Annotated in this window: 25 protein-coding genes, 1 tRNA gene and 1 rRNA gene (1 of these 27 only partly in view); 26 read left to right on the top strand and 1 reads right to left on the bottom strand. The window is 36.2% G+C overall.

Annotation, left to right across the window (positions count from 1 at the left end; all coding sequences use genetic code 11):
• Positions 1-6: 6 nt before the first annotated feature.
• The 7 genes from NYE52_RS00375 (at position 7) to NYE52_RS00405 (ending at position 5,426) form a co-directional block, all read left to right on the top strand.
• Positions 7-1,623 carry a putative polysaccharide biosynthesis protein gene (locus NYE52_RS00375; RefSeq protein WP_341191289.1) on the top strand — a complete coding sequence of 539 codons (1,617 nt, stop codon included), beginning with the start codon at positions 7-9 and terminating at the stop codon, positions 1,621-1,623.
• Entirely contained in the window at positions 1,620-3,077 is a 1,458-nt protein-coding gene (mazG, locus tag NYE52_RS00380) for a nucleoside triphosphate pyrophosphohydrolase (protein WP_341191290.1), read from the top strand. The genes NYE52_RS00375 and mazG overlap by 4 nt, the downstream gene beginning before the upstream one ends.
• An 18-nt stretch (positions 3,078-3,095) precedes the next feature.
• Positions 3,096-3,353 carry an RNA-binding S4 domain-containing protein gene (locus NYE52_RS00385; protein WP_341191291.1) on the top strand — a complete coding sequence of 86 codons (258 nt, stop codon included), beginning with the start codon at positions 3,096-3,098 and terminating at the stop codon, positions 3,351-3,353.
• A 142-nt stretch (positions 3,354-3,495) separates the two neighbouring features.
• Positions 3,496-3,798: a sporulation protein YabP gene (gene yabP, locus NYE52_RS00390; RefSeq protein WP_341191292.1), complete on the top strand. Its 303-nt coding sequence runs from the start codon at positions 3,496-3,498 to the stop codon at positions 3,796-3,798.
• Positions 3,795-4,418: a spore cortex biosynthesis protein YabQ gene (gene yabQ, locus NYE52_RS00395; protein WP_341191293.1), complete on the top strand. Its 624-nt coding sequence runs from the start codon at positions 3,795-3,797 to the stop codon at positions 4,416-4,418. Before yabP ends, yabQ begins: the two co-directional genes overlap by 4 nt.
• A gap of 17 nt (positions 4,419-4,435) precedes the next feature.
• The gene (locus NYE52_RS00400; protein WP_341191294.1) at positions 4,436-4,819 is read left to right on the top strand and encodes an FtsB family cell division protein; all 384 of its coding nucleotides are present in this window, start codon (positions 4,436-4,438) and stop codon (positions 4,817-4,819) included.
• A 106-nt stretch (positions 4,820-4,925) separates the two neighbouring features.
• The gene (locus tag NYE52_RS00405; protein WP_341191295.1) at positions 4,926-5,426 is read left to right on the top strand and encodes a S1 domain-containing RNA-binding protein; all 501 of its coding nucleotides are present in this window, start codon (positions 4,926-4,928) and stop codon (positions 5,424-5,426) included.
• A gap of 164 nt (positions 5,427-5,590) precedes the next feature.
• Here NYE52_RS00405 and NYE52_RS00410 read toward each other — a convergent pair.
• Positions 5,591-5,664: transfer RNA gene (locus tag NYE52_RS00410), tRNA-Met, on the bottom strand.
• Between the two features lie 491 nt (positions 5,665-6,155).
• Here NYE52_RS00410 and spoIIE point away from each other — a divergent pair.
• The 19 genes from spoIIE to NYE52_RS00505 form a co-directional block, all read left to right on the top strand.
• A complete protein-coding gene (spoIIE, locus tag NYE52_RS00415; RefSeq protein WP_341191296.1) occupies positions 6,156-8,633 on the top strand; it encodes a stage II sporulation protein E in 2,478 nt (825 codons plus the stop codon).
• Between the two features lie 104 nt (positions 8,634-8,737).
• Entirely contained in the window at positions 8,738-9,472 is a 735-nt protein-coding gene (locus NYE52_RS00420) for a vWA domain-containing protein (RefSeq protein WP_341191297.1), read from the top strand.
• Positions 9,441-10,442 carry a serine/threonine-protein kinase gene (locus NYE52_RS00425; protein ID WP_341191298.1) on the top strand — a complete coding sequence of 334 codons (1,002 nt, stop codon included), beginning with the start codon at positions 9,441-9,443 and terminating at the stop codon, positions 10,440-10,442. The genes NYE52_RS00420 and NYE52_RS00425 overlap by 32 nt, the downstream gene beginning before the upstream one ends.
• A gap of 149 nt (positions 10,443-10,591) precedes the next feature.
• Positions 10,592-11,977 carry a tRNA lysidine(34) synthetase TilS gene (gene tilS / locus NYE52_RS00430; RefSeq protein WP_341191299.1) on the top strand — a complete coding sequence of 462 codons (1,386 nt, stop codon included), beginning with the start codon at positions 10,592-10,594 and terminating at the stop codon, positions 11,975-11,977.
• Positions 11,978-11,999: 22 nt separating this feature from the next.
• Complete coding sequence (gene hpt / locus NYE52_RS00435; RefSeq protein WP_341191300.1) at positions 12,000-12,548, top strand: hypoxanthine phosphoribosyltransferase; 549 nt, start codon at positions 12,000-12,002, stop codon at positions 12,546-12,548.
• Positions 12,549-12,654: 106 nt separating this feature from the next.
• Positions 12,655-14,565 carry an ATP-dependent zinc metalloprotease FtsH gene (gene ftsH / locus NYE52_RS00440; RefSeq protein ID WP_341191301.1) on the top strand — a complete coding sequence of 637 codons (1,911 nt, stop codon included), beginning with the start codon at positions 12,655-12,657 and terminating at the stop codon, positions 14,563-14,565.
• A 298-nt stretch (positions 14,566-14,863) separates the two neighbouring features.
• Complete coding sequence (locus NYE52_RS00445; RefSeq protein ID WP_341191302.1) at positions 14,864-15,640, top strand: type III pantothenate kinase; 777 nt, start codon at positions 14,864-14,866, stop codon at positions 15,638-15,640.
• Positions 15,641-15,709: 69 nt separating this feature from the next.
• Positions 15,710-16,588, top strand: a complete 879-nt coding sequence (gene hslO / locus NYE52_RS00450) for an Hsp33 family molecular chaperone HslO (RefSeq protein ID WP_341191303.1) — start codon at positions 15,710-15,712, stop codon at positions 16,586-16,588.
• A 311-nt stretch (positions 16,589-16,899) separates the two neighbouring features.
• Complete coding sequence (gene cysK, locus NYE52_RS00455; protein WP_341191304.1) at positions 16,900-17,832, top strand: cysteine synthase A; 933 nt, start codon at positions 16,900-16,902, stop codon at positions 17,830-17,832.
• A 165-nt stretch (positions 17,833-17,997) separates the two neighbouring features.
• A complete protein-coding gene (locus tag NYE52_RS00460) occupies positions 17,998-19,410 on the top strand; it encodes an anthranilate synthase component I family protein (protein ID WP_341191305.1) in 1,413 nt (470 codons plus the stop codon).
• Complete coding sequence (pabA, locus tag NYE52_RS00465; RefSeq protein WP_341191306.1) at positions 19,407-19,991, top strand: aminodeoxychorismate/anthranilate synthase component II; 585 nt, start codon at positions 19,407-19,409, stop codon at positions 19,989-19,991. The genes NYE52_RS00460 and pabA overlap by 4 nt, the downstream gene beginning before the upstream one ends.
• A gap of 1 nt (position 19,992) precedes the next feature.
• A complete protein-coding gene (pabC, locus tag NYE52_RS00470; RefSeq protein WP_341191307.1) occupies positions 19,993-20,856 on the top strand; it encodes an aminodeoxychorismate lyase in 864 nt (287 codons plus the stop codon).
• 5 nt (positions 20,857-20,861) lie between these two features.
• A complete protein-coding gene (gene folP / locus NYE52_RS00475; protein WP_341191308.1) occupies positions 20,862-21,695 on the top strand; it encodes a dihydropteroate synthase in 834 nt (277 codons plus the stop codon).
• On the top strand, positions 21,688-22,053 hold the full coding sequence (gene folB, locus NYE52_RS00480) for a dihydroneopterin aldolase (RefSeq protein ID WP_341191309.1): 366 nt from the start codon (positions 21,688-21,690) through the stop codon (positions 22,051-22,053). Before folP ends, folB begins: the two co-directional genes overlap by 8 nt.
• Complete coding sequence (folK, locus tag NYE52_RS00485; protein WP_341191310.1) at positions 22,050-22,577, top strand: 2-amino-4-hydroxy-6-hydroxymethyldihydropteridine diphosphokinase; 528 nt, start codon at positions 22,050-22,052, stop codon at positions 22,575-22,577. The genes folB and folK overlap by 4 nt, the downstream gene beginning before the upstream one ends.
• Positions 22,526-22,741 carry a helix-turn-helix domain-containing protein gene (locus NYE52_RS00490; protein ID WP_341191311.1) on the top strand — a complete coding sequence of 72 codons (216 nt, stop codon included), beginning with the start codon at positions 22,526-22,528 and terminating at the stop codon, positions 22,739-22,741. Before folK ends, NYE52_RS00490 begins: the two co-directional genes overlap by 52 nt.
• A gap of 26 nt (positions 22,742-22,767) precedes the next feature.
• Positions 22,768-23,769 carry a tRNA dihydrouridine synthase DusB gene (dusB, locus tag NYE52_RS00495; protein ID WP_341191312.1) on the top strand — a complete coding sequence of 334 codons (1,002 nt, stop codon included), beginning with the start codon at positions 22,768-22,770 and terminating at the stop codon, positions 23,767-23,769.
• Between the two features lie 189 nt (positions 23,770-23,958).
• Entirely contained in the window at positions 23,959-25,449 is a 1,491-nt protein-coding gene (gene lysS / locus NYE52_RS00500) for a lysine--tRNA ligase (RefSeq protein WP_341191313.1), read from the top strand.
• A 558-nt stretch (positions 25,450-26,007) separates the two neighbouring features.
• Positions 26,008-26,516, top strand: a 16S ribosomal RNA gene (locus tag NYE52_RS00505); it runs 1,040 nt beyond the window's last position.

Here is a 26,516-nt window from a genome sequence, read left to right on the forward strand (position 1 = left end):
AGACATGTGAAGACTTCGCAATCAAATGTCTGGTTTAAAGGCGCTTTTATTTTGATGTTAGCTGCCTTAATAACTAAAGTACTAAGCGCTGTATATCGAATACCGTTTCAGAATATTGTCGGTGATAAAGGATTCTATATTTATCAGCAGGTTTATCCTTTTTATGGGGTCATTATTGCTTTATCTACATATGGTTTTCCAGTAGTCCTATCAAAATTATATATGGAAATGAAAGTAGAGGGGAATCAATCGGGTATAAATAGACTTGTGATTTCCTCTTTTTTCTTATTTGTCCCAATTGGAATTGCTGCTTTTCTTGTTCTTTTTTTTAATGCGGGTAGACTGGCTGCCTGGATGGGAGATCCCTATTTAGCATCTTTATTGAAGGTGATTTCTTTTGCCTTTCTTTTTTCCCCTTTGATAGCGATCTTTAGAGGGATATTTCAGGGAGAGGGTAATATGATTCCGACAGCAGTGTCACAGGTGAGTGAACAGTTACTTAGAGTTGGGATTATCTTGTTTGTTGCAGTCTTTTTTTCTTTTCAAGGATATTCCTTATATGTGATTGGTTCAGGGGCTATGTTTGGCTCTGTTATAGGTGGCTTACTTTCTCTTTTGGTATTAATCTATTTTTATAGAAGAGCTTCCTTTTCTTTTTCGTTTTTTCGATTTTCTAGTCTATTTCATAAGGAAAATCGTGTTCTATGCAAAAGAGTAATCTATGAGGGAATTACAATTTCTATTAGTAGTATGCTTTTAATCCTATTACAGCTTGCAGATTCTTTAAACTTATATTCCTTATTAGTAGAAAATGGGATGGCGGGTGAAGATGCTAAAGTCATGAAAGGGATTTATGATAGAGGACAGCCACTTATACAAATTGGAAGCATTATTTCTACATCCATGGCCTTAAGCATTGTACCTCTTATTACAAAGGATCGACAAAAGGCAAGCAATAAAGATTTAATGGGTAATATTCATTTTTCTCTTTTGATTAGTTTTTTTATTGGTCTTGGTGCAACAGTAGGTTTAATTGGGATTATTGAAGAGACAAACAGCATGCTATTTGAAAATGATGCGGGTTCTAATGTTCTTGCTGTTTTATTTTGTGTTATCTTCTTTAATGCCATTATCGTTACCGTAATGTCCATTCTACAAGGCTTAGGACATTCTTTATTTCCAGCTGTTTTGATTATTTTTGGTTTTGTAGGGAAATATGTCCTTAATATTAGCCTTGTATCTTCTTATGGTATTTACGGAGCAGCTTATGCATCTCTTGCTGTATTATTTATTATTTTGCTTTTAATGGTGGTAAAATTGAGAAGAATAGTCAAAGAGCCAATTATTGGATTAAAGCAGCTAATGATCATAAGCGGAGCGAGTATAGTGATGCTACTTGTTCTTAGAGGATATATACCGCTTTCCTCGTTACTGCTTGAATTTATAGAGAATGATCGCATAAAAAGTGCTATTCAGGCATTATCTGGTGTTATGGTAGGCGGAATAGTTTATGTATTTCTTGTTTTAAGAGGAAATGTTTTTAGAGAGAGTGAGTTATCTCTATTGCCGTTAGGAAGTAAACTAAAATGGTTTTTACCGAAAAAAAGGAAGGGAACGAAATGAAGCAAATAAAGATTCTTGGATTAGGTGCAGGTGATATGGATCAACTGCCATTAGGAGTTTATCGAAGCCTAAAGAATGATCAAACGGTGTATGTACGGACGAAGGATCATCCCGTAATTTCCACCCTTGAAGAAGAAGGAGTCACATTTCATTCCTTTGATTCTATTTATGAAAAGCATGATCAATTCGAAGCTGTTTATAAAGAAATTGTCTCATTTCTATTAGAAAAAGCAGAAGAAACGGACATTGTATATGCTGTTCCAGGTCATCCCCTTGTTGCAGAGAAAACGGTTCAATTGTTAATGGAAAAGGATAGAGAAGGCGTAGTCTCTATAGAAATTGGTGGTGGTCAAAGCTTTATAGACAGTATATTTCAGGCATTACGAATCGATCCAATTGAAGGTTTTCAGTTACTAGATGGAACTGCCCTTGACCGCTCCAGCATCCAGCTTAGAAATCATTTGATTATTGGCCAAGTATATGATACTTTTTCTGCATCTGAAGTGAAGTTGACGCTAATGGATATACTGCCATATGACTATCCTATTAAAATTGTAACAGCAGCAGGAAGTAGCTTGGAAAACATAAAAGAAATTGAACTGCATGATTTAGATAGAGAGATGGACTTAAATAATCTAACAAGTATCTATGTGCCGCCCGTGGGTGAGGAAAAGATATTACATAAAGAGTTTTCTCAATTACGACGTATTATTGCAGAGCTTCGTGGACCGAATGGTTGCCCGTGGGATAAAAAACAAACACATGAAAGCTTGCGCAAATATTTATTGGAAGAAAGCTATGAGTTAGTAGAGGCAATCAATGAAGGGGATATTGACCATATAATTGAAGAACTTGGCGATGTCCTATTACAAGTGATGCTTCATAGTCAGATAGGTGAAGATGATGGCTATTTTTCTATTGACGATGTAATCGAAGGGATATCCGATAAAATGATTCGTAGGCACCCGCATGTATTTGGAGAAGAACAAGCAGAATCTGTTGATGATGTGATGAAGCATTGGCAAAATGCCAAGAAAAAAGAAGCGAAGGAAGAAAAGGAATCTGTTTTAGCTGGAATAAATCTGGCATTACCTCATTTGATGCAAGCTTTTGAATTGCAGAAGAAAGCAGCAAAAGTAGGGTTTGATTGGCCGAATGTAGAAGAAGCATGGGAGAAGGTAAAAGAAGAGATTCTAGAGTTCCAAGCAGAATTAGAAGAGGCGAATAATAAAGAAAAAATAGAAAATGAATTTGGGGATGTTTTATTTTCCTTAGTAAACATTGCTAGATTTTATAAAGTGGACCCTGAACTTGCTATTTTCCAGACAAACAAGAAGTTTATTAAGCGTTTTTCTTATATAGAGGAAAAGGTGAAGGAAGCGGGAAAGGAATGGAGCCAGTTCAGTTTAGAGGAATTAGACGGATATTGGAATGAAGCGAAGAGGAAAAATTGATTAGAAGGAGTTGTTAGAATGCGACTGGATAAATTTTTGAAAATTTCAAGACTAATTAAACGAAGAACGTTAGCGAAGGAAGTAGCCGATCAGGGAAGAATTTTAGTAAATGGACTGCAGGCAAAAGCAAGCACAAATGTAAAGGTCGGCGATGAACTCCAAGTGCGTTTTGGCCAAAAGCTAGTAACCGCAAAAGTGGAAATGCTACAGGAATCTACGAAAAAAGAAGATGCAGCAAATATGTATAAAATAATTAAAGAAGAGACACTTTCTTAAGTTTAATAAGCTTTATTATTGGTAATAAAACAAGGTAGAGTTGTTTTGACTATCTTCCTTTTGAAGGCTTGTTCTAAAATATTTATTCCTCACATATATTTGTACAAGTAGAGAATGTACTAAGTGATTGTGAGGGATAGAGATGAGCCAGTATTATGATTCAAATACGACTAAAAGTAATGTTGTGGAACATGATGTGATTATGAGAGGAAGAAAGTTATTAGATATTACAGGGGTAAAGCAAGTGGAGAGCTTTGACAATGAAGAGTTCATTTTAGAAACGGTAATGGGCTTTTTATCCATCCGCGGTCAAAATCTTCAAATGAAAAATCTCGATGTCGAAAAAGGAGTCGTCTCTATTAAAGGCAAGGTCTTTGATTTAGTGTATGTAGACGATCAAAGTGGAGACAAGGCTAAGGGATTCTTTAGCAAGATATTCCGATGACGTTATCTACACAATTTATGACCATGCTAGCGATGGTTAGCATGGGTCTATTCTTTGGAATAAGCTTAGATACCTATCAATACTTCTTAAAAAGACCGATACGGAAAAGAAGTATTGTTTTTATCCATGATATCCTTTTTTGGATTTTACAGGCCCTTCTTATGTTTTATGTTCTTTTCCTAGTTAATAAAGGAGAGGTCCGTATCTATTTGGTCTTAGCTTTGCTATTAGGCTTTGCGATGTACAAAAGTTTATTTCAAGCTCTTTATCTTCGATTATTAAGAAAAATCATTTCTTTTTGTGTTCATTCTTATCGTTTTTTTATTAAAGTACTAGTAAATGTAATATATAAGCCAATAAAATCTATTATATTATTCCTCTTGTCGATAATTATTGCTTTTGGTAAGGGACTTATGGCACTTGTCAGTAGTATAATTAGGGTATTAAGATTTATCATAAGGATACTGTTTAAACCAATAGAATGGCTTTTATCCCTATTATGGCTAATTGTGCCGAAAAAGGGTAAATTATTCGTCGAGAGAATTTCTAGTAAATTGGCAGGATATTACTTTAAAATAAAGAAATACTTGAAAGAATGGATAGCTAATAGAAAAAAATAATGAAAGGAGGAGCCTCTATGAGTGCCATAAGAAAACCAGAAATTACAACATTTCCAACAGAATATAATATACAGCATCAAGCTGATAGTCTCAGTGGAGCTAGAAAGAAAAAGCTATTGATGCGCAGGCTCACAACTTTCTTCGTATGTGCTGCTGTTATTGGCTTTATCATGATTTCCACACTCATATCACAAAGCTCCACTTTAAAAGAGAAAAGAGCAGAGAAAGAAAACTTAGATGGACAACTTGTAGCACTTGAAAAGCAAGAAGCGGAGTTACAAGACCAAATTGCTAAATTGAATGATGAAGAGTATTTAGCTAAATTGGCTAGAAAAGATTTATTACTATCACAAAAAGGGGAAATTATTTTTAATATCCCTGAAAAAGACACAAAAAACTAAATTGGAAAATAATAAGGTCGGCTGTAATATTGACACTCTTTTTTTCCATTCTGTATAATATAAGTAAGTACGATTTTTTATATCCTTAAGGAGGCAAAACTTTTTTATGTCAATCGAAGTAGGCAGCAAGTTACAGGGAAAGGTAACAGGAATTACTAATTTTGGTGCGTTTGTTGAACTCCCAGAAGGAGCAACAGGTCTTGTTCATATTAGTGAGGTCGCAGACAATTATGTTAAGGACATTAATGAACACCTAAAAGTAGGCGATGAAGTAGAAGTTAAAGTTATTAATGTCGAGAAAGATGGCAAAATTGGACTATCTATCAAAAAGGCGAAGGATAGACCAGAAAGACCAGAAAGACCAGAAAGACCACAAAGAGCAGAAAGACCACAATACGAACGCGGAGAAAGAAGAGAATCAAGAGGCGGCTATGGCGGTGGTAATTCTCAAAGATCACGTAATCCAAAATCAAATGACAATCGTGCTCCTAAAGAGAATTTCGAATCGAAAATGGCTCGTTTCCTAAAAGACAGTGAAGATCGATTAGCTTCTCTGAAAAGAAATACTGAGTCGAAACGCGGGGGAAGAGGCGCTAGACGCGGGTAACTTGCTGCTGAATAACCAATAGATAGCAGGGTTTATCGTATATATATTCCCATAGCTTAAGCAAGCCAATATGGCTTGCTTTTTTGTGTTTTATCCATACCAGCTTCCAGCTTTTCTAAAAATACAAAAAACCACGTAAAAAATTTACGTGGTTTTTTCTTAGATAGCGGCGGAGGGGATCGAACCCCCGACCTCACGGGTATGAACCGTACGCTCTAGCCAGCTGAGCTACACCGCCATAATATTAACAAGACAATTAATATAATACAAAGAAATAAATGTGATGTCAATAGATTTAGGATATTTATTTTAGATATTAATCGAATCATCGTAAAGCTTATGAATGTATCATTAAAATCTTTATTGCCGATTAGTATATGCAGAAAGATTTTTAGTAGAAGTAATTAAATCTAGTAGGATAAAGAAATAAAAAAACATATTGCATGAATTGACAAAAAGAAGCAATAAATACAAAAAAAGTGACAGTAGCAAAGAGAATGTACCTAAGGATGATTTCTGAGAAAAAGACGCTTTCATTATAGAATAGCTTCTTATCAATGGATATACAGAAAAAACAGTAGGAAGGAATCTATCGAATTTTGTAGCTGCTTAAAAAATTGAAGGAAAGAAGTCGAGCGAAAAGTTGGAACTGCTTCGTTATTTTGACAAACTTTTAAAAAGCTACCTTCTATAATGTTGAACAACGATACTTGATAGGGAGTGTGGTTTATGGAAAAAGTAGAAAGGGATATAATCGATCCGATTGGTGAAGTTGATTTTGGGAAGTCGCGGGATAGCTTCAGCTCATTTGTTCATAAATTTAATACAAAATTGGAGAATTTCTTTTTAGTAAAAGGCTATTTACTACTAATCATTGGTTTTTTACTTGGACGAGCCTTAATATTAGGGCAGCTTACTCCTTTTGCGCTTCCATTTTTTGCAGCGGTGTATTTATCAAGGAAAGATAAAGCTCCCCTTGCCCTGATTGGATTAATTGCTGGTGCGGCTACTTTAGGAATAACGGAGGCGGCTACTAATTTTGTCTTATCTTTCTTATTTTTGATTAGCTATAAAATCATTTTGAACTGGAAAAGCAAGGAGCAACAACTTGTGCCAGTATTTGTTTTTGGGCTTATCTTTTTAGGTAGCTTAGTGAAAGCATATCTATTAACAAATGGTTTTACATTGTATGGTGGAATGTTAGCGTTTGTAGAAGGAAGCCTTGGTTATATTCTGACATTAATCTTTTTGCAAAGCTTGCCACTGCTCACAGTGAATAAAAGAAGACAAGCACTTAAAACAGAAGAGATTGTTTGTCTGATTATCATGTTAGCTTCTATTATGACCGGGACAATTGGTTGGGCGGTTTATGGTTTATCGATTGAGCACATTATGTCCCGTTACTTAGTGTTAGTGTTTTCCTTCATTGCAGGGGCGACTATTGGGTCAACTGTGGGTGTAGTAACTGGGTTAATTTTTAGTCTGGCGAGTATTTCAAGCTTTTATCATATGAGCTTACTAGCATTTTCAGGTCTTCTAGGAGGATTGCTGAAAGAAGGGAAAAAAATCGGTGTAGCACTTGGTCTGTTTATTGCTACGCTTCTAATTGGAATGTATGGAGAAGGAGGAGGGGTGGTATCTGTTTCATTAATGGAAACAACAATAGCTGTTTTCTTATTCCTTCTAACACCAAAAAGTTTAACTTCTCGGATTGCAAAGCACATCCCTGGAACAACAGAGTATTCCCAAGAACAACAACAATATATGCGAAAGATGAGAGATGTTACAGCGCAAAGAGTTTCACAGTTTTCTAATGTTTTTCAGGCGCTTTCCAACAGTTTTTCTTCTCCCAACATTAGTGAGATGGTAGAGGAAGAAGATAACGAGTTAGATTATTTTTTAAGTAATGTCACGGAAAAGACGTGTCAGACATGCTTTCGAAAGGAACACTGCTGGGCACGTAACTTTAATACAACCTATGATTATATGAAAGATATTATGACTGAAATGGCTGATACAGGCGGAAATATTTCCTCTAATCTTTCGAGGGAGTGGGATAAGCATTGTACAAGATCGAAGAAGGTAACCGATGCGATTCATCAAGAACTCGCATTGTACCAGGCTAACCAAAAACTAAAAAAACAAGTGCAGGAAAGTAGAAAACTAGTTGCAGATCAATTGCTTGGCGTATCAGAAGTAATGGGGGACTTTGCAAAAGAAATTCAAAGAGAAAGAGAAAATCATTATAAGCAGGAAGAATTAATACTAGAAGCAATCCAGGAATTTGGCATTCATATTGAAAATGTAGAAATCTATAGTCTGGAACAAGGCAATGTCGATATTGATATAACCATTCCATATAATACAGGATATGGAGAATGCGAAAAGTTAATTGCACCTATGTTATCAGATATTCTTGGTGAAACAATTATTGTAAATAAAGAAGAGGTTTCAGAGTATTCCAATGATTACAGTCATGCAACATTCCGGTCAGCAAAAGCATATACGGTAGAGACTGGCGTTGCACATGCAGCGAAGGATGGCGGATTTATTTCAGGTGATAGCTATTCAACGATTGAATTAGGGCTAGGAAAATATGCGATGGCGATAAGTGATGGAATGGGGAATGGAAAGCGTGCCCATGTAGAGAGCGAAGAGACACTGCAATTATTGCAAAAGATTCTTCAATCAGGGATTGAGGAACAAGTGGCAATTAAATCGATTAATTCGATCCTTTCTTTGCGGACAACAGATGAAATTTTTTCAACATTAGATTTAGCGATGATTGATTTGCAAAACGCAGCCGTAAAATTTTTAAAGATTGGCTCTACACCAAGTTTTATTAAAAGAGGATCAAAAGTAATGAAAATACAGGCAAGTAATTTACCTATGGGAATTCTCCAAGAATTTGATGTAGATGTTGTTAGTGAGCAATTAAAGGCCGGTGATTTGCTAATTATGATGAGTGACGGTGTTTTTGAAGGACCAAAACATGTTGAAAACTTTGAAGTTTGGATGAAACGAAAAATCAAAGAGTTAAAAACAGAGAAGCCACAAGAAGTAGCAGATTTAATTATGGAGGAGGTTATACGATCCCGTTTAGGATTAATTGAAGATGACATGACGGTCTTAGTTGCGAAAATTGATCATAATATTCCTAAGTGGGCATCTATACCAGTAAAAGGTTTTAAGCAAGTAGCAAATTAATAGGAAAAAGAAATCTCCTCATTGTTTATCCTTTTAAATAAGTATAAATTCTTCCCTTTTCGTCGAGAATGGGACTAACTCATGAAGATGGAGGGGAGATATTTATGAAAACAGGTACGTTAAAACAGGTATTGCTTATTACAGATGGTTGTTCTAACAAAGGAGAAGATCCGATTGCCATGGCTGCGTTAGCTAATGAACAAGGAATTACAGTCAATGTCATTGGAGTAATGGAACAAGATACGATTGATGAGCAGGGAATGAAGGAAATCGAAGGCATTGCACTCTCTGGAGGTGGTGTAAGCCAAGTTGTATATGCACAGCAATTAAGCCAGACTGTCCAAATGGTTACGAAAAAAGCGATGACTCAAACACTCCAAGGAGTAGTCAACAAAGAACTGCAGCAAATTCTCGGTGCTTCGAAAACAATGGAGGATCTTCCGCCAGAAAAACGAGGAGAAGTAATGGAGGTTGTAGATGAACTAGGAGAAACAGTTGAGCTCGAAGTATTAGTATTATTGGATACAAGTGCGAGTATGAAGCATAAACTTCCAACTGTTAAAGAGGCATTACTTGATCTATCTCTAAGCTTGAATGCTAGATCTGGAGAAAATCGTTACTCTGTATTTGTATTTCCCGGGAAAAAGAAAGATGTCGAAAAATTAATGGATTGGACTCCACGATTAGAATCTCTAACAAGTATATTTCCGAAATTATCCACGGGAGGAATTACACCAACTGGTCCAGCTTTAAAAGAAGCAGTCTATTACTTTAAGCATAAGCGCTCATTAAGGAGCTTGATTTCAAGTGATGATGAATACATCGAAGAGTCAATTTAAAATAAATAACGGTACAGTAGTAAAAGGAAAGTGGCATAACAAGCAGTATACAATCTTGAAGGAGCTTGGCTATGGAGCAAATGGTACTGTTTTTTTAGCGGATTCCATAATAGGAAAAGTTGCTTTGAAATTGAGCAACAATAGTGTATCTATAACTTCCGAAGTAAATGTATTAAAGTCCTTTGCAAAGGTCCAAGGTTATAGCCTTGGACCTTCTTTAATAGATGTGGATGATTGGGTAACAAATAGGGGAACTATCTCGTTTTATGTAATGGAATACATTAATGGACCTGATTTACTGACCTTTATTCACAATAAGGAAGGGTCATGGATTGATGTACTAATGATTCAATTACTAAAGGATTTACAGGTCCTTCACGAAAATAATTGGGTCTTTGGAGATTTGAAACCAGAGAACCTAATTATAACTGGACCACCTACGAAAATTAGGTGTATAGATGTAGGTGGAACAACGATTATTGGAAGAGCAATTAAAGAATTTACAGAGTTCTTTGATAGAGGTTACTGGGGATTGGGAACAAGAAAAGCAGAACCAAGCTATGATTTGTTTGCTGTTGCTATGATCATGCTGAACCTTTATTATCCAAAGCGATTTAATAAAACAGAAGGCGGCATTAAACAGCTACAAACAATGATTCGACAAAAAAAAGAACTTCAACGTTATGAGGGGGTTCTTGTAAAAGCATTAACTGGAAAATATCAAAGCGCAAAGGAAATGCGATTAGATTTATTAAAATTAACAAGTGGGGAAAATCTAACTAGAAGAACAGTATCATCTAGAGCTCAAGGGAATACTTCTCGACAAGTAAAGGGACAAAATCTCCCATCTTCCAGCATGAGAAGCACCATAATCAAAAAGAAGAAAAAAGCTGGGTGGATGGAATCTTTGCTTATCATTATTCTTATCTCTATTTGTTATATTTTGTATATATATGGTCAATTAACTTGAAAAGAGGATTTTTAATCATTTTAGAGAATAGTCTTTGGTATCACTTTAAAAAAAGTGATATCCTTGACTATAGTAAACTACAACGTCAGATGAAAAAGTAATAACCTGGCTGTTGATAGAATAGTGATAGTGATAAGGAAGTAATTAGAATGTTTGAGGATCAAGTTACAAATTACCTGCAAAGAAAAAATGTGACCCTAGAAGAAAAAAAAATCTTAGTTGGAGTTTCTGGTGGACCGGATTCTTTAGCGCTTCTTCATTTTTTATGGACAAAAGCAGAAGAATGGAAAATCACTGTTTATGCTGGACATGTGGATCATATGTTTCGAGGGGAGGAATCATTTAAAGAGGCTGAATTTGTGAAATCTTTTTGTGAAGAAAGAAATATTCCCTTTGTTTGGAAGCAGATAAATTTACCTGCGTTTATTGAAGAAACAGGGATGAATTCTCAAACTGCTGCTAGAGAGTGTCGATATGCTTTCTATGAAGAAGTTATGAAGGAATATAACGCAAATTACTTAGCGTTAGGTCATCATGGAGATGATCAAATAGAAACAATTCTGATGCGATTAACAAGAGGGAGTTCGGGGAAGGCTAGAGCTGGGATTCCTTTTACCCGCAAATTTGGAACAGGAGAAATCATTCGTCCCTTTTTATGTTTAGAAAGAGAGGATATTGAGGAATATTGTACAGTACATAATCTAAATCCAAGAAGAGATCCAAGTAATGAAAAAGAAACATATAGCCGCAACAGATATAGAAAGCATGTTGTCCCTTTTTTGAAAAAAGAAAACATACATGCGGCAAGGCATTTTCAGCGATTTAGTGAAGAATTAGCAGAAGATGAAGCTTATTTAATGAAGCAGGCAGAAGAAATACTTTCTTTTATATTAACCAAAAAAGGAGACGCGGAAGTAGTCGTTGATATTAATCGATTTCTTTCAATAGCTATTCCTTTACAAAGAAGGTGTATTCAACTAATATTAAATTATCTCTATGACGAGATGTCTATTTCATTATCCGCATTACATACTGAGCAAATTTTTGTCTTACTTAAGCGTCCTCATTCTTCTGGAAATATTGATCTCCCGAATGGTTTGAAAGTGAAAAAGTCGTATGATTTTCTCCATTTTCAGCTTAATTTTTCTCCAACAAAATCCTTTTATTATGAATTATCAAAAATGGGAGAGTTATTATTACCAAATGGGTATAATATTAAGGTAGAATATATTAATGGTGAACATCATACAGATAGTCATTGTATTCTTTTGGACGCATCCTCTATTTCCTTTCCTCTTATTATCCGTACTAGAAGAGATGGCGATAGAATTCGGTTGAAAGGGATGAATGGGAAGAAAAAAGTGAGCCGTATTTTTATCGATGAGAAGATTCCAATCCACGAAAGAGAGAGTTGGCCGATTATTACGGATAGTAATGGCGATATTCTATGGATACCAGGACTAAAAAAATCGATATATTCTCATAGTAATACGAATAGTGGTAGTAATCTATTAATAACATATAAAAAGCAATGATCTTCTAGGGGGCACACAAGAAATGAAACACGATATTGAAAAAATATTGATATCTGAAGAAGAAATACAAGGGAAAATCAAGGATTTAGCTTTTCAACTTACAGAGGAATATCAAGATAAATTTCCTTTGGCAATTGGCGTATTAAAAGGTGCTATGCCATTTATGGCTGATCTTTTAAAACGAGTGGATACATACCTAGAAATGGATTTTATGGATGTGTCAAGCTATGGTAACTCTACTGTTTCTTCTGGGGAAGTAAAAATCTTAAAGGATTTGGATACTTCTGTTGAAGGAAGAGACATATTAATTATTGAAGACATCATTGATAGTGGCTTAACATTAAGCTACCTTGTAGAGTTGTTCCGTTATCGTAAAGCAAAATCAATCAAAATTGTGACTCTTCTTGATAAACCAACGGGTAGAAAAACAGATCTTGAAGCAGATTATGTAGGATTTATCGTACCAGATGCTTTCGTAGTTGGGTATGGATTAGACTACGCTGAAAAGTATCGAAATTTACCTTATATTGGTGTTTTGAAACCAGAAGTTTATACAAGTGAAAGTGAATAAGTATAAAGTAGAGGAATTCTAGTCTGCAAAGGGTAATTCCTTGAATTTACTTAATTTTCTATGTTACTATACTTTATAGTTTGTTTACCGTGGGAGGAGGTAAGGGATGAACCGTATTTTTCGTAATACCATTTTTTATTTATTAATATTTTTAGTAATTATCGGTGTGGTTAGTTTTTTCAATGGAAATAATCAGCCTACCAAGCATTTGACATATACTGAATTGATAAATCACCTTGAAAGTGGTGATGTTGCAGAAATAACGCAACAGCCTGAAAGAGGTGTCCTTGAAGTTCGCGGGAAATTAAAAGGCTATCAAGAAAACGAAACGTTTGTTTCTTATGTAACAAATAATGAAACAAATGCAGAAGTAATTCTAAAAGCCGCTAAAGAAGGATCCGATATCGATGTGCAGCCTGCACAAGAAACAAGTGGTTGGATTACATTCTTTACTTCAATTATTCCGTTTGTGATTATTTTTATCTTATTTTTCTTCTTGCTCAATCAAGCCCAAGGTGGCGGTGGCGGCCGCGTAATGAACTTTGGTAAAAGTAAGGCAAAGCTTTACAATGAAGAAAAGAAAAAAGTTCGCTTTAATGATGTAGCGGGTGCTGATGAAGAAAAGCAAGAGCTAGTTGAAGTGGTGGAATTCTTAAAGGATCCACGTAAGTTTGCTGAGCTAGGTGCTAGAATTCCAAAAGGTGTCCTTCTTAATGGACCTCCAGGAACAGGTAAAACGTTACTTGCAAGAGCAGTTGCTGGGGAAGCTGGCGTACCTTTCTTCTCTATCAGTGGTTCTGACTTCGTAGAAATGTTTGTTGGGGTCGGTGCTTCTCGTGTTCGTGATTTATTCGAAAATGCGAAGAAAAATGCTCCTTGTATTATCTTTATTGATGAAATAGATGCTGTTGGTCGTCAACGTGGTGCTGGTTTAGGTGGAGGACACGATGAACGTGAACAAACATTAAACCAACTATTAGTTGAAATGGATGGATTTGGCGCGAATGAAGGTATTATTATTATCGCTGCTACAAACCGTCCGGATATTTTAGACCCTGCTTTATTACGTCCAGGTCGTTTTGACCGTCAGATTACAGTAGATAGACCAGATGTTAATGGTCGTGAGGCGGTTTTACGTGTACATGCTCGTAACAAGCCTTTAGATGAAGCTGTAGATTTAAAAAGTATTGCTCAGCGTACTCCAGGATTCTCTGGTGCTGATTTAGAAAACCTTCTAAATGAAGCAGCGCTTGTTGCAGCAAGATCAGATAAAAAGAAAATCGATATGGAAGACATGGATGAAGCAACAGATCGTGTTATTGCTGGACCTTCTAAGAAAAGCCGTGTTGTTTCTAAAAAAGAAAGAAATATTGTTTCTTACCATGAAGCGGGACATACAATTATCGGTGTTGTGTTAGATGAAGCGGATATGGTTCATAAAGTAACAATTGTACCAAGAGGTCAAGCTGGCGGTTATGCCGTTATGCTTCCTAAGGAAGATCGTTTCCTAATGACAAAGCAAGAGCTTCTTGATAAGATTACTGGTTTACTTGGTGGTCGTGTCGCAGAGGATATCGTATTTGGTGAAGTAAGTACCGGAGCACATAATGATTTCCAAAGAGCTACAGGTATTGCTCGCAAAATGGTGACAGAATATGGGATGAGTGATAAGCTTGGACCATTACAATTCGGTCAAGTACAAAGCCAAGTGTTCCTTGGTAGAGATTTAAATAACGAACAAAACTATTCAGATGCAATTGCATACGATATAGATTTAGAAATCCAAAGAATTATTAAAGAATGTTATGAAAGAGCGAAGCAAATTCTTACAGAAAACCGTGAGAAATTGAACTTAATCGCTGAAACACTTCTTGAAATTGAAACTTTGGATGCAGAACAAATCAATAGTCTATATAAAGATGGTGTCTTGCCGGATCGTTCGAAAAAGGCTGATACTACTTTAGGCTCAGAAGATTTAAAGGTAAATATTAACAAAAAGGATGATCGTGACGAGTAAGTCGTTCATCTAGCAAGGGATGCGCTTTTAGGAGCGTATCCTTTTTTGTTTGTTTCAAAAAGAAGGAATAAGCTCAACTATTGCTTTAGACTTTGTCTCTTTCCAGTTGTATGTTATGATATGTCCAGTATTGGAAAAGACCGTTTATTTAAGGCTTTAGGTAAGGGCGTTCTTAAGATGTAATATACATCTGTGAAAAAGCGCTTTAGGGGCTATAAGGAGAATAAGATAAAGTAAATAAAGCAATAAAGATAAATGGGATTTGAAGAATGAAATTAATAAAAAAGTGGTGACCATAATGATTTTTGTCTTTGATATTGGAAATACAAATATAGTATTAGGTGTATATGATAAAGAAGAATTAAAGCATCATTGGAGAATTGAAACCAATCGTTATAAAACGGAAGATGAATATGGTATGATCATTAAATCTCTTTTCGACCATGTCGGTTTAACCTTTTCGGATATTAGTGGGATTGTCATCTCATCGGTTGTTCCTCCTATCATGTTTTCTCTGGAAAGAATGTGCCAAAAGTATTTCCAATTGAAACCGTTAGTGGTTGGTCCAGGAACAAAAACAGGTTTAAATATTAAATATGATAATCCTAAAGAAGTAGGGGCTGACCGGATTGTCAATGCAGTTGCGGCTATTCATGAATATGGAAGTCCTTTGATTGTGGTGGATTTTGGTACAGCTACAACCTTCTGTTATATAAATGAACACAAGCAATATATGGGTGGAGCAATAGCGCCTGGAATTAATATTGCAACAGAAGCTTTGTATTCTAAAGCGGCGAAATTACCGCGTATTGAAATTGCTCGACCTGAAGGGGTTATTGGAAAAAATACTGTTTCTGCCATGCAATCAGGGATTCTTTTCGGTTATGTAGGACAGGTTGAGGGAATCGTTAAACGAATGAAAGAAGAAAGCGTTGTTCAGCCTAAGGTCATTGCTACAGGAGGGTTAGCAAACCTTATAGCAAAAGAATCTAATATTATAGATGAAATAGATCCATTTCTAACATTAAAGGGATTACAACTTATTTATAAAAAAAATAAGGATACACTAAAATAATAAGAGAAGTTTATTTTAATTGGAATAATGAATCTGTTGATTAACTGATAGAAGATAAAGGAGTAAATTATGAGTGATTATTTAGTAAAAGCATTAGCGTTTGATGGGGAAGTTCGTGCGTATGCAGTAAGAAGTACCGAAACAGTAGGAGAAGGACAAAGAAGGCATCATACATGGCCAACCGCTTCCGCAGCTTTAGGGAGATCTTTAACAGCAACAGCAATGCTAGGAGCTATGCTTAAAGGTGAGCAAAAATTAACCGTGAAAATTGACGGTGGTGGACCAATTGGCCTTATCCTAGTAGATGGAAATGCTAAAGGAGAAGTGCGTGGATATGTTACCAATCCACAAGTTCATTTTGACTTGAATGAACACGGTAAATTAGATGTAAGAAGAGCTGTCGGAACAGAAGGAACGTTATCGGTTGTAAAAGATATCGGCATGCGTGACTACTTTACCGGCCAGGTTCCAATCGTTTCTGGAGAGCTTGGAGAGGATTTTACCTATTACCTGTTTAATTCAGAGCAGGTACCTTCCTCTGTTGGTGTAGGGGTATTGGTGAATCCGGATAATAGTATCTTAGCTGCTGGAGGTTTCATTATTCAATTAATGCCTGGAGCACAAGAGGATACGATTACAAAGATTGAAAAACGATTGAGTGAAATTCCGCCAATTTCCAAATTGATTGAAAAGGGCTTAACACCAGAGGAATTGTTAGAAGAGATTTGTGGGAAAGACAATGTAAAAGTAATTGAAAAAATGCCAATTTCTTTTACATGCACATGCTCGAAAGATAGATTTTCTAATGCGATCATCAGTTTAGGCCAAGCGGAAATTGAAGATATTATTGAAACAGATGGTCAGGCAGAAGCGGAATGTCATTTCTGTAATGAGAAATATATGTTTAGCAAAGAAGAACTAGAAAAATTACTAGAAGAAGCAAAATAAGAAAATTAATAGGCAGTCTCTAAGAATGATTATATATACATCGTTTTTAGAGGCTGTTTTTTATGGGAGAAATACTGAATGAGTATAAATGCGCGTAAACTTGTTAGAGAAGTAGCAAGAAGGGGAAAAATGATAGGAAGATTTTTTATGGTCCTATAGAGCAATAATCTTTATAAAATTGAAGTATTAAAAGTAATGATTAATTTTTCGGAAAATACAAACATATTGATTGACAAAAGAAGATGTTATTTGGTAAATTAATATTATAAAACCAATTAAAATACTCGGAATAAAATAAGGGGAGATAGAAAATGACAAAAATAGCAAATTCTGTAGTCGATCTTATCGGTGGAACACCTATAGTAAAATTAAATCGTTTAGTAGACGATGCTAGTGCAGATGTTTATTTGAAATTAGAATATATGAACCCAGGTAGCAGTGTTAAGGATCGTATTGCATTAGCAATGATTGAAGCGGCTGAAAAAAGCGGTGACTTAAAACCAGGTAGTACGATTATTGAACCAACTAGTGGAAATACAGGAATCGGTCTTGCTATGGTTGCTGCAGCAAAAGGTTATCGTTCCATATTAGTTATGCCAGAAACAATGAGTATTGAGCGCCGTAGATTATTGAAGGCTTATGGTGCAGAATTAGTATTGACACCAGGTCCTGAAGGAATGGGTGGAGCTATTCGTAAAGCGGAGGAATTAGCAAAAGAAAATGGCTATTTTATTCCACAACAATTTAAAAATATTTCTAATCCTGAAGTACATAGATTAACAACAGGACCGGAAATTATAGATGCTTTTGGTGACGAAGGCTTAGATGCATTTATTGCTGGAATTGGTACTGGTGGAACAATTACTGGTGCTGGGGAAGTATTAAAGGAAAAATATAAAGATATCAAGATTTATGCAGTAGAGCCTGCAGATTCTCCTGTTCTATCAGGTGGTAAACCAGGTCCGCATAAAATTCAAGGAATCGGTGCTGGGTTTGTTCCTGATATTTTAAATAGTGAAGTGTATGAAGGTATTATTCAAGTTTCAACAGATCAAGCCTTTGAATACGCTCGTCGCGCAGGAAAAGAAGAAGGCGTTTTAGGTGGTATTTCTTCTGGTGCAGCTATTTATGCAGCTTTACAAGTAGCAAAAGAGCTAGGAAAAGGGAAAAAAGTATTAGCGATTATTCCAAGTAACGGAGAACGCTACCTAAGCACACCTCTTTATCAGTTTGATGAAGAGTAAGCATAAGAGTTGGATCATTAAAGCCTCCCTTTTAAGGGGGGCTTTTTATTTTTAGAAAATAAAGCAGCACTACAGAATTGGAAACAGAAATATGTGATTTTTTTGTATTTCCCTTTACGCATCCTGTATGATGAGAACAGATAAATTTTAAGGAGAGAAGCCTGATTGAAGAATTACAAGATATATAGTAAGACTATTTCTCTAACACATGAGCAGTTTATTAAGCATTTTTTATCCCTTGCGGAAGATAAGTCACATTATGTTTTGTTAGAAAGTGGACGAGGTGGCAGATATAGTATTGGTGCTTTTTCACCGGTAGCAAGAATGATAGGTAGAGATAATCGTTTAGAAGTGATAGATGAAGAAGGTACCACATTAATCGAAGGGAATCCATTTCATTCGATAAAACAAGTAATGCATCAATATGTGGTAGAGTCTAATCCAGATCTACCTGACTTTCAAGGAGGTGCGCTTGGGTTTATTAGTTATGATTACATCCGTTATATTGAGAAATTACCGAATCAAACAAACGATGACATGGATATTCCAGATGTGTTCTTTTTATTATTTAAAGAGTGGTTTACTTACGATCATAAAGAAAATAAACTATGGATTTCTGGCTTATATGAAGAAGATCAGGTAGCAGCTATTCAGGATAAAGTAGAAACCTACGCTCTAGGATGGACAGAAGAGAATAGAATAGCATATCCGCAAGGTGATATAGACAAAACGGAGGGACTGAAGGTATCAATTGAGGATAACGAGTTCCAACAATCTGTGCGCAAGATTCAGCAATATATTTCTGAGGGAGATGTATTCCAAGTTAACTTGTCTGTTCGTCAGGCTAAACCTTTGCATGTGTCTGCGCTTGAAGTCTATAAGCAACTGAGAGTTTTAAATCCCTCTCCCTACATGGGTTATTTCCATACACCGGAATTCCAGTTAGTGAGTGGTTCACCAGAGCTTCTAGTTAAAAAGAAGGGACAGGAAGTGAGCACACGGCCGATAGCAGGAACACGATCTCGTGGTAAGAATGAGGCAGAGGATAAGGCTCTTGCTAACGAATTAATGGAAAGTGAAAAGGAGAGAGCTGAGCATGTGATGCTAGTGGATCTAGAAAGAAATGATTTAGGAAGAGTATGTGCATATGGGAGCGTTCAAGTCGATGAATTTATGGTAATCGAAAAGTATTCCCATGTTATGCATATCGTGTCTAATGTAAAAGGACAATTAGCAGACGATAAAGATGAGTATAATCTCATTGATAGCATGTTTCCGGGTGGAACGATTACGGGTGCTCCGAAGATAAGAACGATGGAAATTATTGAAGAATTAGAGCCAGTTCGACGAGGACCATATACTGGTTCTTTAGGATGGATTGGTTTTAATCACGATGTAGAGTTAAATATTATGATTCGCACGATGCTGGTAAAGGAAAATCAGGCATATGTTCAAGCTGGTGCGGGAATTGTGATTGATTCAATCCCTGCAAATGAATACAAAGAATCTATGAAAAAAGCTAGGGCACTATGGAATGCGAAAGAATTAGCGGAAGAGAAATTAGGTGGTAACGAATGATATTTATGATTGATAACTATGATTCTTTCACTTATAACCTTGTGCAATACTTAGGTTCATTAGGGCAAGAATTACAAGTGAAAAGAAATGATGAAACCTCTTTGGAAGAAATAAAAAAAGAAAATCCAGCCTATTTGATGATTTCTCCAGGACCGTGTACTCCGAATGAAGCGGGGATTAGTTTAGAGGCAATACAATCCTTTGCTGGTGACATGCCGATATTTGGTGTGTGTTTAGGTCATCAAGCGATTGGACAGGTTTTTGGAGGCGAGGTTGTACAAGCTGCTAATTTAATGCATGGAAAAACCTCATTAATTTATCATGATAATAAAACTATTTTTCAAGGCTTGCCAAACCCTTTTTCTGCTACACGTTATCATTCCTTAATTGTTAAAAAGGAAACTTTACCATCGTGTTTAGAAATCTCTGCTTGGACAAAGGAAGGTGAAATTATGGGGATTAGACATAAAGAACTTCCGGTTGAAGGAGTACAGTTTCATCCAGAATCCATTATGACAGAGGTTGGCATGGAGATATTGCAAAATTTCATTCACTTTTATAAAGAAGGAAGCAAACGATAAGATGTTTATGTACTTAAATGGACAGTATATTTGTGAGGAAGAAGCAGTTATACCTGTATTTGACCACGGATTTATGTATGGTCTAGGCTTATTTGAAACATTTCGTGTGTATAATGGACATCCCTTTCTATTAGATGACCATCTTAGTAGATTAAATGACGGTCTAAAAGAGATGAACATAGAAAAGTCTTTTGGAAGAGAAGAAGTTGTCTCGATTATTCAAAGTCTACTGGACAAAAACAATATAAAAAATGCTTATATCCGTTGGAACGTTTCAGCTGGAAATGGAATGATTGGACTCCAAACAGAACCATATATAGAACCGAATACAATTGTGTATATAAAATCCCTTCCTGAAGCGAATGGTATGGTAGAAAAAACGGGACAAATAGTGACGATTCCAAGAAATACACCAGAAGGGGCTTTTCGCTTAAAATCTCATCATTTTTTTAATAATATTCTTGCTAAAAGAGAGATTGGTACAGATGTGACAATAGAAGGGATTTTTCTAACAAAGGAAGGCTATGTGGCAGAAGGGATTACTTCTAATCTTTTCTGGGTTATCGAGGGAGTGCTATATACGCCTAGTTTACAAACGGGTATATTAAATGGAATTACGAGACAGTTTGTTTTAAAGCTTGCAGAACAGATGGGGTTAGAAATAAAAGAAGGGCTGTTTCCGTTAGATATGCTTGCAGAAGCAGAAGAGGTATTTGCAACAAATTCTATTCAGGAGATTATTCCGATAAAAAGGGTGAATGCATATGATTATAAAGGAATAGAGGGCGGTATCGTTGCTGTGCTTCATAAGGAATATAGAATTCATTCCAAACAATTATGGTCGGTAAAAGAGTTAGGAGGATAATAGGAATGATAAATAAAATAGAGTGTGGTCCATACACATTGGATTTTGAAAAAAAAACAAAGGTGATGGGGATTTTAAATGTAAATCCTGATTCCTTTTCCGATGGAGGGAAATATAACAAAATAGAAGCGGCGTTAAGTCGCGCTCGCCAGATGGTAGAGGACGGAGCGGATATTATTGATATTGGTGGGGAGTCTACAAGACCTGGTTATACTGAAATTTCGGTAGAAGAAGAATTGGAACGAGTAATTCCGATTATTGAGCGATTAACGAGAGAGGTAAATGTTCCTTTATCGATCGATACATATAAAGGAGAAGTAGCAAGGCAGTCGTTGCAAGCGGGTGCGCATATTATCAATGATATATGGGGAGCGAAAAGAGACCTTAGAATGGCAAAAGTTGCAGCAGAATTTCAAGCTCCAATTATTTTAATGCATAACAGGAATAATCTTGACTACAATTCCTTTTTAGATGATGTAGTAGCTGATTTACAGGAAAGTGTTGATATTGCAAAAGCAGCTGGAGTCCCTAATGATAAAATCATTCTTGATCCAGGTATTGGCTTTGCAAAGGATTTAAACAGAAACTTAGAAATGATGCGCGGGTTAGATAAGCTTGTAGATATGAGGTATCCTGTGCTGCTTGCAACTTCAAGAAAATCATTGATTGGCAATGTGTTAAATTTACCTGTAACGGAACGAATGGAAGGAACGGGGGCTACTATTTGCTACGGTATTCAAAAAGGATGTCATATTATTCGTGTCCATGATGTGAAAGAAATGACTAGAATGACGCGTATGATGGATGCTTTAATGGGAAAGGGAGAATACAGTGGATAAGATAATGTTAAATCAAATGGAATTCTATGGATATCATGGGGTTTTTAGAGAAGAGAATAAGTTAGGCCAGCGCTTTATCGTAGATTTACAAGCAGAAGTAGATTTAGCAAAGGCTGGAGAAACAGATGACTTACAATATTCGGTTAATTATGGCGAGCTTTTCTTTGATGTGAAGGAGATTGTTGAAGGAAAGCCTTATCAATTAATTGAAGCAGTTGCAGAAAATATCGCTAAGAAGCTTTTGGTATCTTATTCCCTCATTGAAAGCATAACGGTTCGTATTATTAAACCAGATCCTCCGATTCCAGGTCATTATAAATCGGTTGCTGTGGAAATTACGAGGAGCCGAAAAGGATGAATAATGTTTATTTATCATTAGGATCAAATATAGGCAATCGATTTGAATACTTATGTGAGGCTGTACAAATGCTTCGTAATCATAGTCAAATAAAAGTGGTAAATATTTCATCTGTTTATGAGACTGATCCAGTCGGATATGAGGAACAATCACTATTTTTGAATATTGTCGTACAGATTGAAACATCATTAAATCCTTATTCTATATTAGAGGAATGCCAAAGTATCGAACATGAGCTTGGGAGAAAAAGGATAATTCGGTGGGGACCCAGAACAATAGACCTTGACATTTTATTGTATAATCACGAAAATATAGTATCAGATAAGCTAATAATTCCACATCCAAGAATAGAAGAGCGAGCATTTGTTTTAGTTCCGTTAATAGAAATTGCTCCAGACATAAAGTTACCAAATAAATCAATGCTTTTAAAAGAAAGTTTGAAGCTTTTGCCAGATAGAGAAGGAGTAAGGGTATGGAAACAACAGAAAAATGGGGAAGACGTATTCGAGCTTTTCGAAAGCTAAAAGGATATACACAGGAAAGTCTAGCGAAAGAGCTACTTGTTTCTGTTTCTATTTTAGGGGAGATCGAGCGAGGTAATCGTATGCCTTCAGAAGAGATGATTGATTCTATTGTAGGTGTTCTAAAGATAACAAGGGAAGAATTAGATCCATATCAAAGTAAATAAGCACTGCTCATCAAGGGGGTAAAAGATTGTTTAAAATAGGAAATGTTGAAATAAGCAACCGTGTTGTGCTTGCACCAATGGCAGGAATTTCGAATTCTGCATTTCGTTTAACAGTGAAAGAATTTGGGGCAGGTCTTGTTTGTGCGGAGATGATAAGTGATAAAGGGATTGTTTTAAAGAATAAGAAAACAATGGACATGCTTTATATAGATGAACGCGAAAATCCATTGAGCTTACAGATCTTTGGTGGAGAAAAAGAAACGTTAGTGGAAGCAGCGCAATTTGTTGATAAGAATACCAATGCTGATATTATTGATATAAACATGGGGTGTCCCGTGCCGAAGATTACAAAATGTGATGCAGGAGCTAGATGGTTATTAGATCCAGACAAAATCTATGATATGGTTTCAGCTGTTGTAGAAAATGTGGACAAACCTGTAACGGTTAAAATGCGTATGGGATGGGATGAAGACCATATTTATGCAGTAAGAAATGCACAAGCGGTTGAAAGTGCTGGTGGAGCGGCTGTTGCGTTACATGGTCGAACACGAGTTCAATTATATGAAGGAACAGCAAATTGGGATATTATCCGTGAAGTAAAACAATCGATCAATATTCCTTTAATGGGAAATGGAGATGTAAAAACACCGCAGGATGCAAAAAGGATGTTAGAAGAAACAGGCTGTGATGGTGTAATGATTGGGAGAGCTGCACTCGGAAATCCGTGGATGATTTATAGCACGGTTAAGTATTTAGAAACAGGTGAACTAGTAGGCGATCCATCTGCTCGTGAAAAAATAGATGTATGCTTACTTCATCTGGATCGATTAATCAGCTTAAAGGGTGAGTATGTAGCAGTTAGAGAAATGCGTAAACACGCTGCGTGGTACTTAAAGGGGATTAAAGGAAACGCAAAAGCAAGAACAGCGATTAATCAATGTGAAACAAGAGAACAGTTAGCAACAGTATTAAATGCGCTTGTACTTGAAGTAGAAGCTAGAGAGCAATCCGAAATCCAAGTAGGTTAATTTGAAGGTAACTGTTTAAATTTCCTGTAATATGTGTAAAAATAAAGCTGTTGGATAAAAATCTGACAGTTTTTTTGCTTTTTTAGTGTCTGTAATCGTGACATTGTGTAGAATAATAAAGTATGTATAAATTTGAACGATTCCTTTTTTAGGTGATCATACATAAAAAGATAGTGGAGATGATTAAGCATGAGTCATGAAGAATTAAACTTAAATGACCAATTACTAGTTAGACGTAACAAAATGAATGAGTTACGCGAACAAGGAATAGATCCGTTTGGTAAACGTTTTGATAGAACTCATTTATCAGAAGCGTTAAAAAATCAATATGAATCTCTAGAGAAAGAAGAACTAGAGGAAAAAAATATTACTGTTACAATTGCTGGTAGAGTAATGACGAAAAGAGGAAAAGGAAAAGCTGGATTTGCTCATATCCAAGATCTTGAAGGGCAGATTCAATTGTATGTTCGTAAAGACAATGTAGGGGAAGAGCAATATGCTATTTTTAACTCTGTAGATTTAGGAGATATCGTTGGTGTTGAAGGCGTGTTATTTAAAACAAATGTAGGGGAACTTTCCATTAAAGTAAAAGATTTTACTTTGCTTACAAAAGCGTTGCGCCCATTACCTGATAAATTCCATGGTTTAAAAGACATTGAGCAACGCTACCGTCAACGTTATTTAGACTTAATTTCGAGTGAAGAAAGCAAACATACATTTATTCTGCGTAGTAAAATCATTCAATCAATGCGTCGATATTTAGACAGTCACGGTTATCTAGAAGTAGAAACACCGATGATGCATTCCATTGCAGGAGGAGCATCTGCGCGTCCGTTTATTACCCATCATAATGCGTTAGATATGCCGTTATATATGCGTATTGCTATTGAGCTTCACCTTAAAAGATTAATAGTTGGTGGATTAGAAAAAGTATATGAAATTGGTCGTGTATTCCGTAATGAAGGTGTATCAACAAGACATAATCCAGAATTTACGATGATTGAACTTTACGAAGCTTATGCTGATTATCGTGATATTATGAGTCTTACAGAAAATTTAGTAGCCCATATCGCGCAAGAAATCTATGGTTCAACTACAGTAGCTTATGGAGATTATCAAGTTGATTTGAAGCCAGAATGGACAAGACTTCATATGGTAGATGCGATCAAGCAATACACAGGCGTAGATTTCTGGCCTGAGATGAGTGTGGAAGAGGCTAGAAAATTAGCAAAAGAAAATAATATAGAAATCAATGATAATATGACATATGGTCATATTGTTAATGAATTCTTCGAGCAAAGAGTAGAAGAGAAATTAATTCAGCCAACATTTATTTATGGACATCCGTTAGAAATTTCGCCATTAGCGAAGAAAAACGAGGAAGATCCTCGTTTTACCGATCGATTTGAACTATTCATCGTAGGAAGAGAGCATGCGAATGCCTTTACTGAATTAAATGATCCAATCGATCAAAGAGAAAGATTTGAAGCACAATTAAAAGAGCGTGAGCAAGGAAATGATGAAGCGCATTTAATGGACGAGGATTTTGTAGAGGCTTTAGAATACGGTATGCCTCCTACAGGCGGATTAGGAATTGGTATTGACCGTTTGGTTATGCTGTTAACAAATTCTCCATCTATTAGAGATGTATTATTATTCCCATTGATGAGACATCGTTAATACAGAGGCATGGTACCTACATGAAGGTACCATGTTTTTTATTTTTCAAAAAGTTGTTGTGTTAGATTACTAATAACTATTTATTTGCTAAATGGGATGCAATAGAAGTGGTGGGGGAGTGGTTGTATTTAGGGAGGATGCTAGGTATTAAATTGAAGTAGACAGTACACTATAGAAGAGAGTGAAAGAAAAGAAGGAATTAGAGGAGTGTTGTAGAGTGGTTGTTGTTACTTTTAAAAGTTAAATGAGAAATAAAATACAATTAAATAATAAGAATATTTTTTCTTTTAAAAAGTAGTTGCATAGAGTGTGAAACGGTGGTATATTAATATTCGTTGCTGAAACAAGCAATGATGAAAGAAAAAAGAAATTAAAAAAAGTGTTGACTTCGACAACGGCTTCTGATAATATTAAAAAGTCGCCGATGACGACGCGAAACAAATTGCTCTTTGAAAACTGAACAAACAAACGTCAACAATAAACGTTTTATAACTAATGTTATAAAACGAAAAACAAGTAACAAAAAGCTAGAGTTTAGCATTTGAGCTAATCAACTCTTTATTGGAGAGTTTGATCCTGGCTCAGGACGAACGCTGGCGGCGTGCCTAATACATGCAAGTCGAGCGGACTTTAAAAGCTTGCTTTTAAAGTTAGCGGCGGACGGGTGAGTAACACGTGGGCAACCTGCCTGTAAGACTGGGATAACTTCGGGAAACCGGAGCTAATACCGGATAATCCTTTTCCACTCATGTGGAAAAGCTGAAAGACGGTTTACGCTGTCACTTACAGATGGGCCCGCGGCGCATTAGCTAGTTGGTGAGGTAACGGCTCACCAAGGCAACGATGCGTAGCCGACCTGAGAGGGTGATCGGCCACACTGGGACTGAGACACGGCCCAGACTCCTACGGGAGGCAGCAGTAGGGAATCTTCCGCAATGGACGAAAGTCTGACGGAGCAACGCCGCGTGAGTGATGAAGGTTTTCGGATCGTAAAACTCTGTTGTTAGGGAAGAACAAGTACAAGAGTAACTGCTTGTACCTTGACGGTACCTAACCAGAAAGCCACG

The organism is Niallia sp. FSL W8-0635, assembly GCF_038007965.1.
Lineage (GTDB): Bacteria > Bacillota > Bacilli > Bacillales > Cytobacillaceae > Niallia.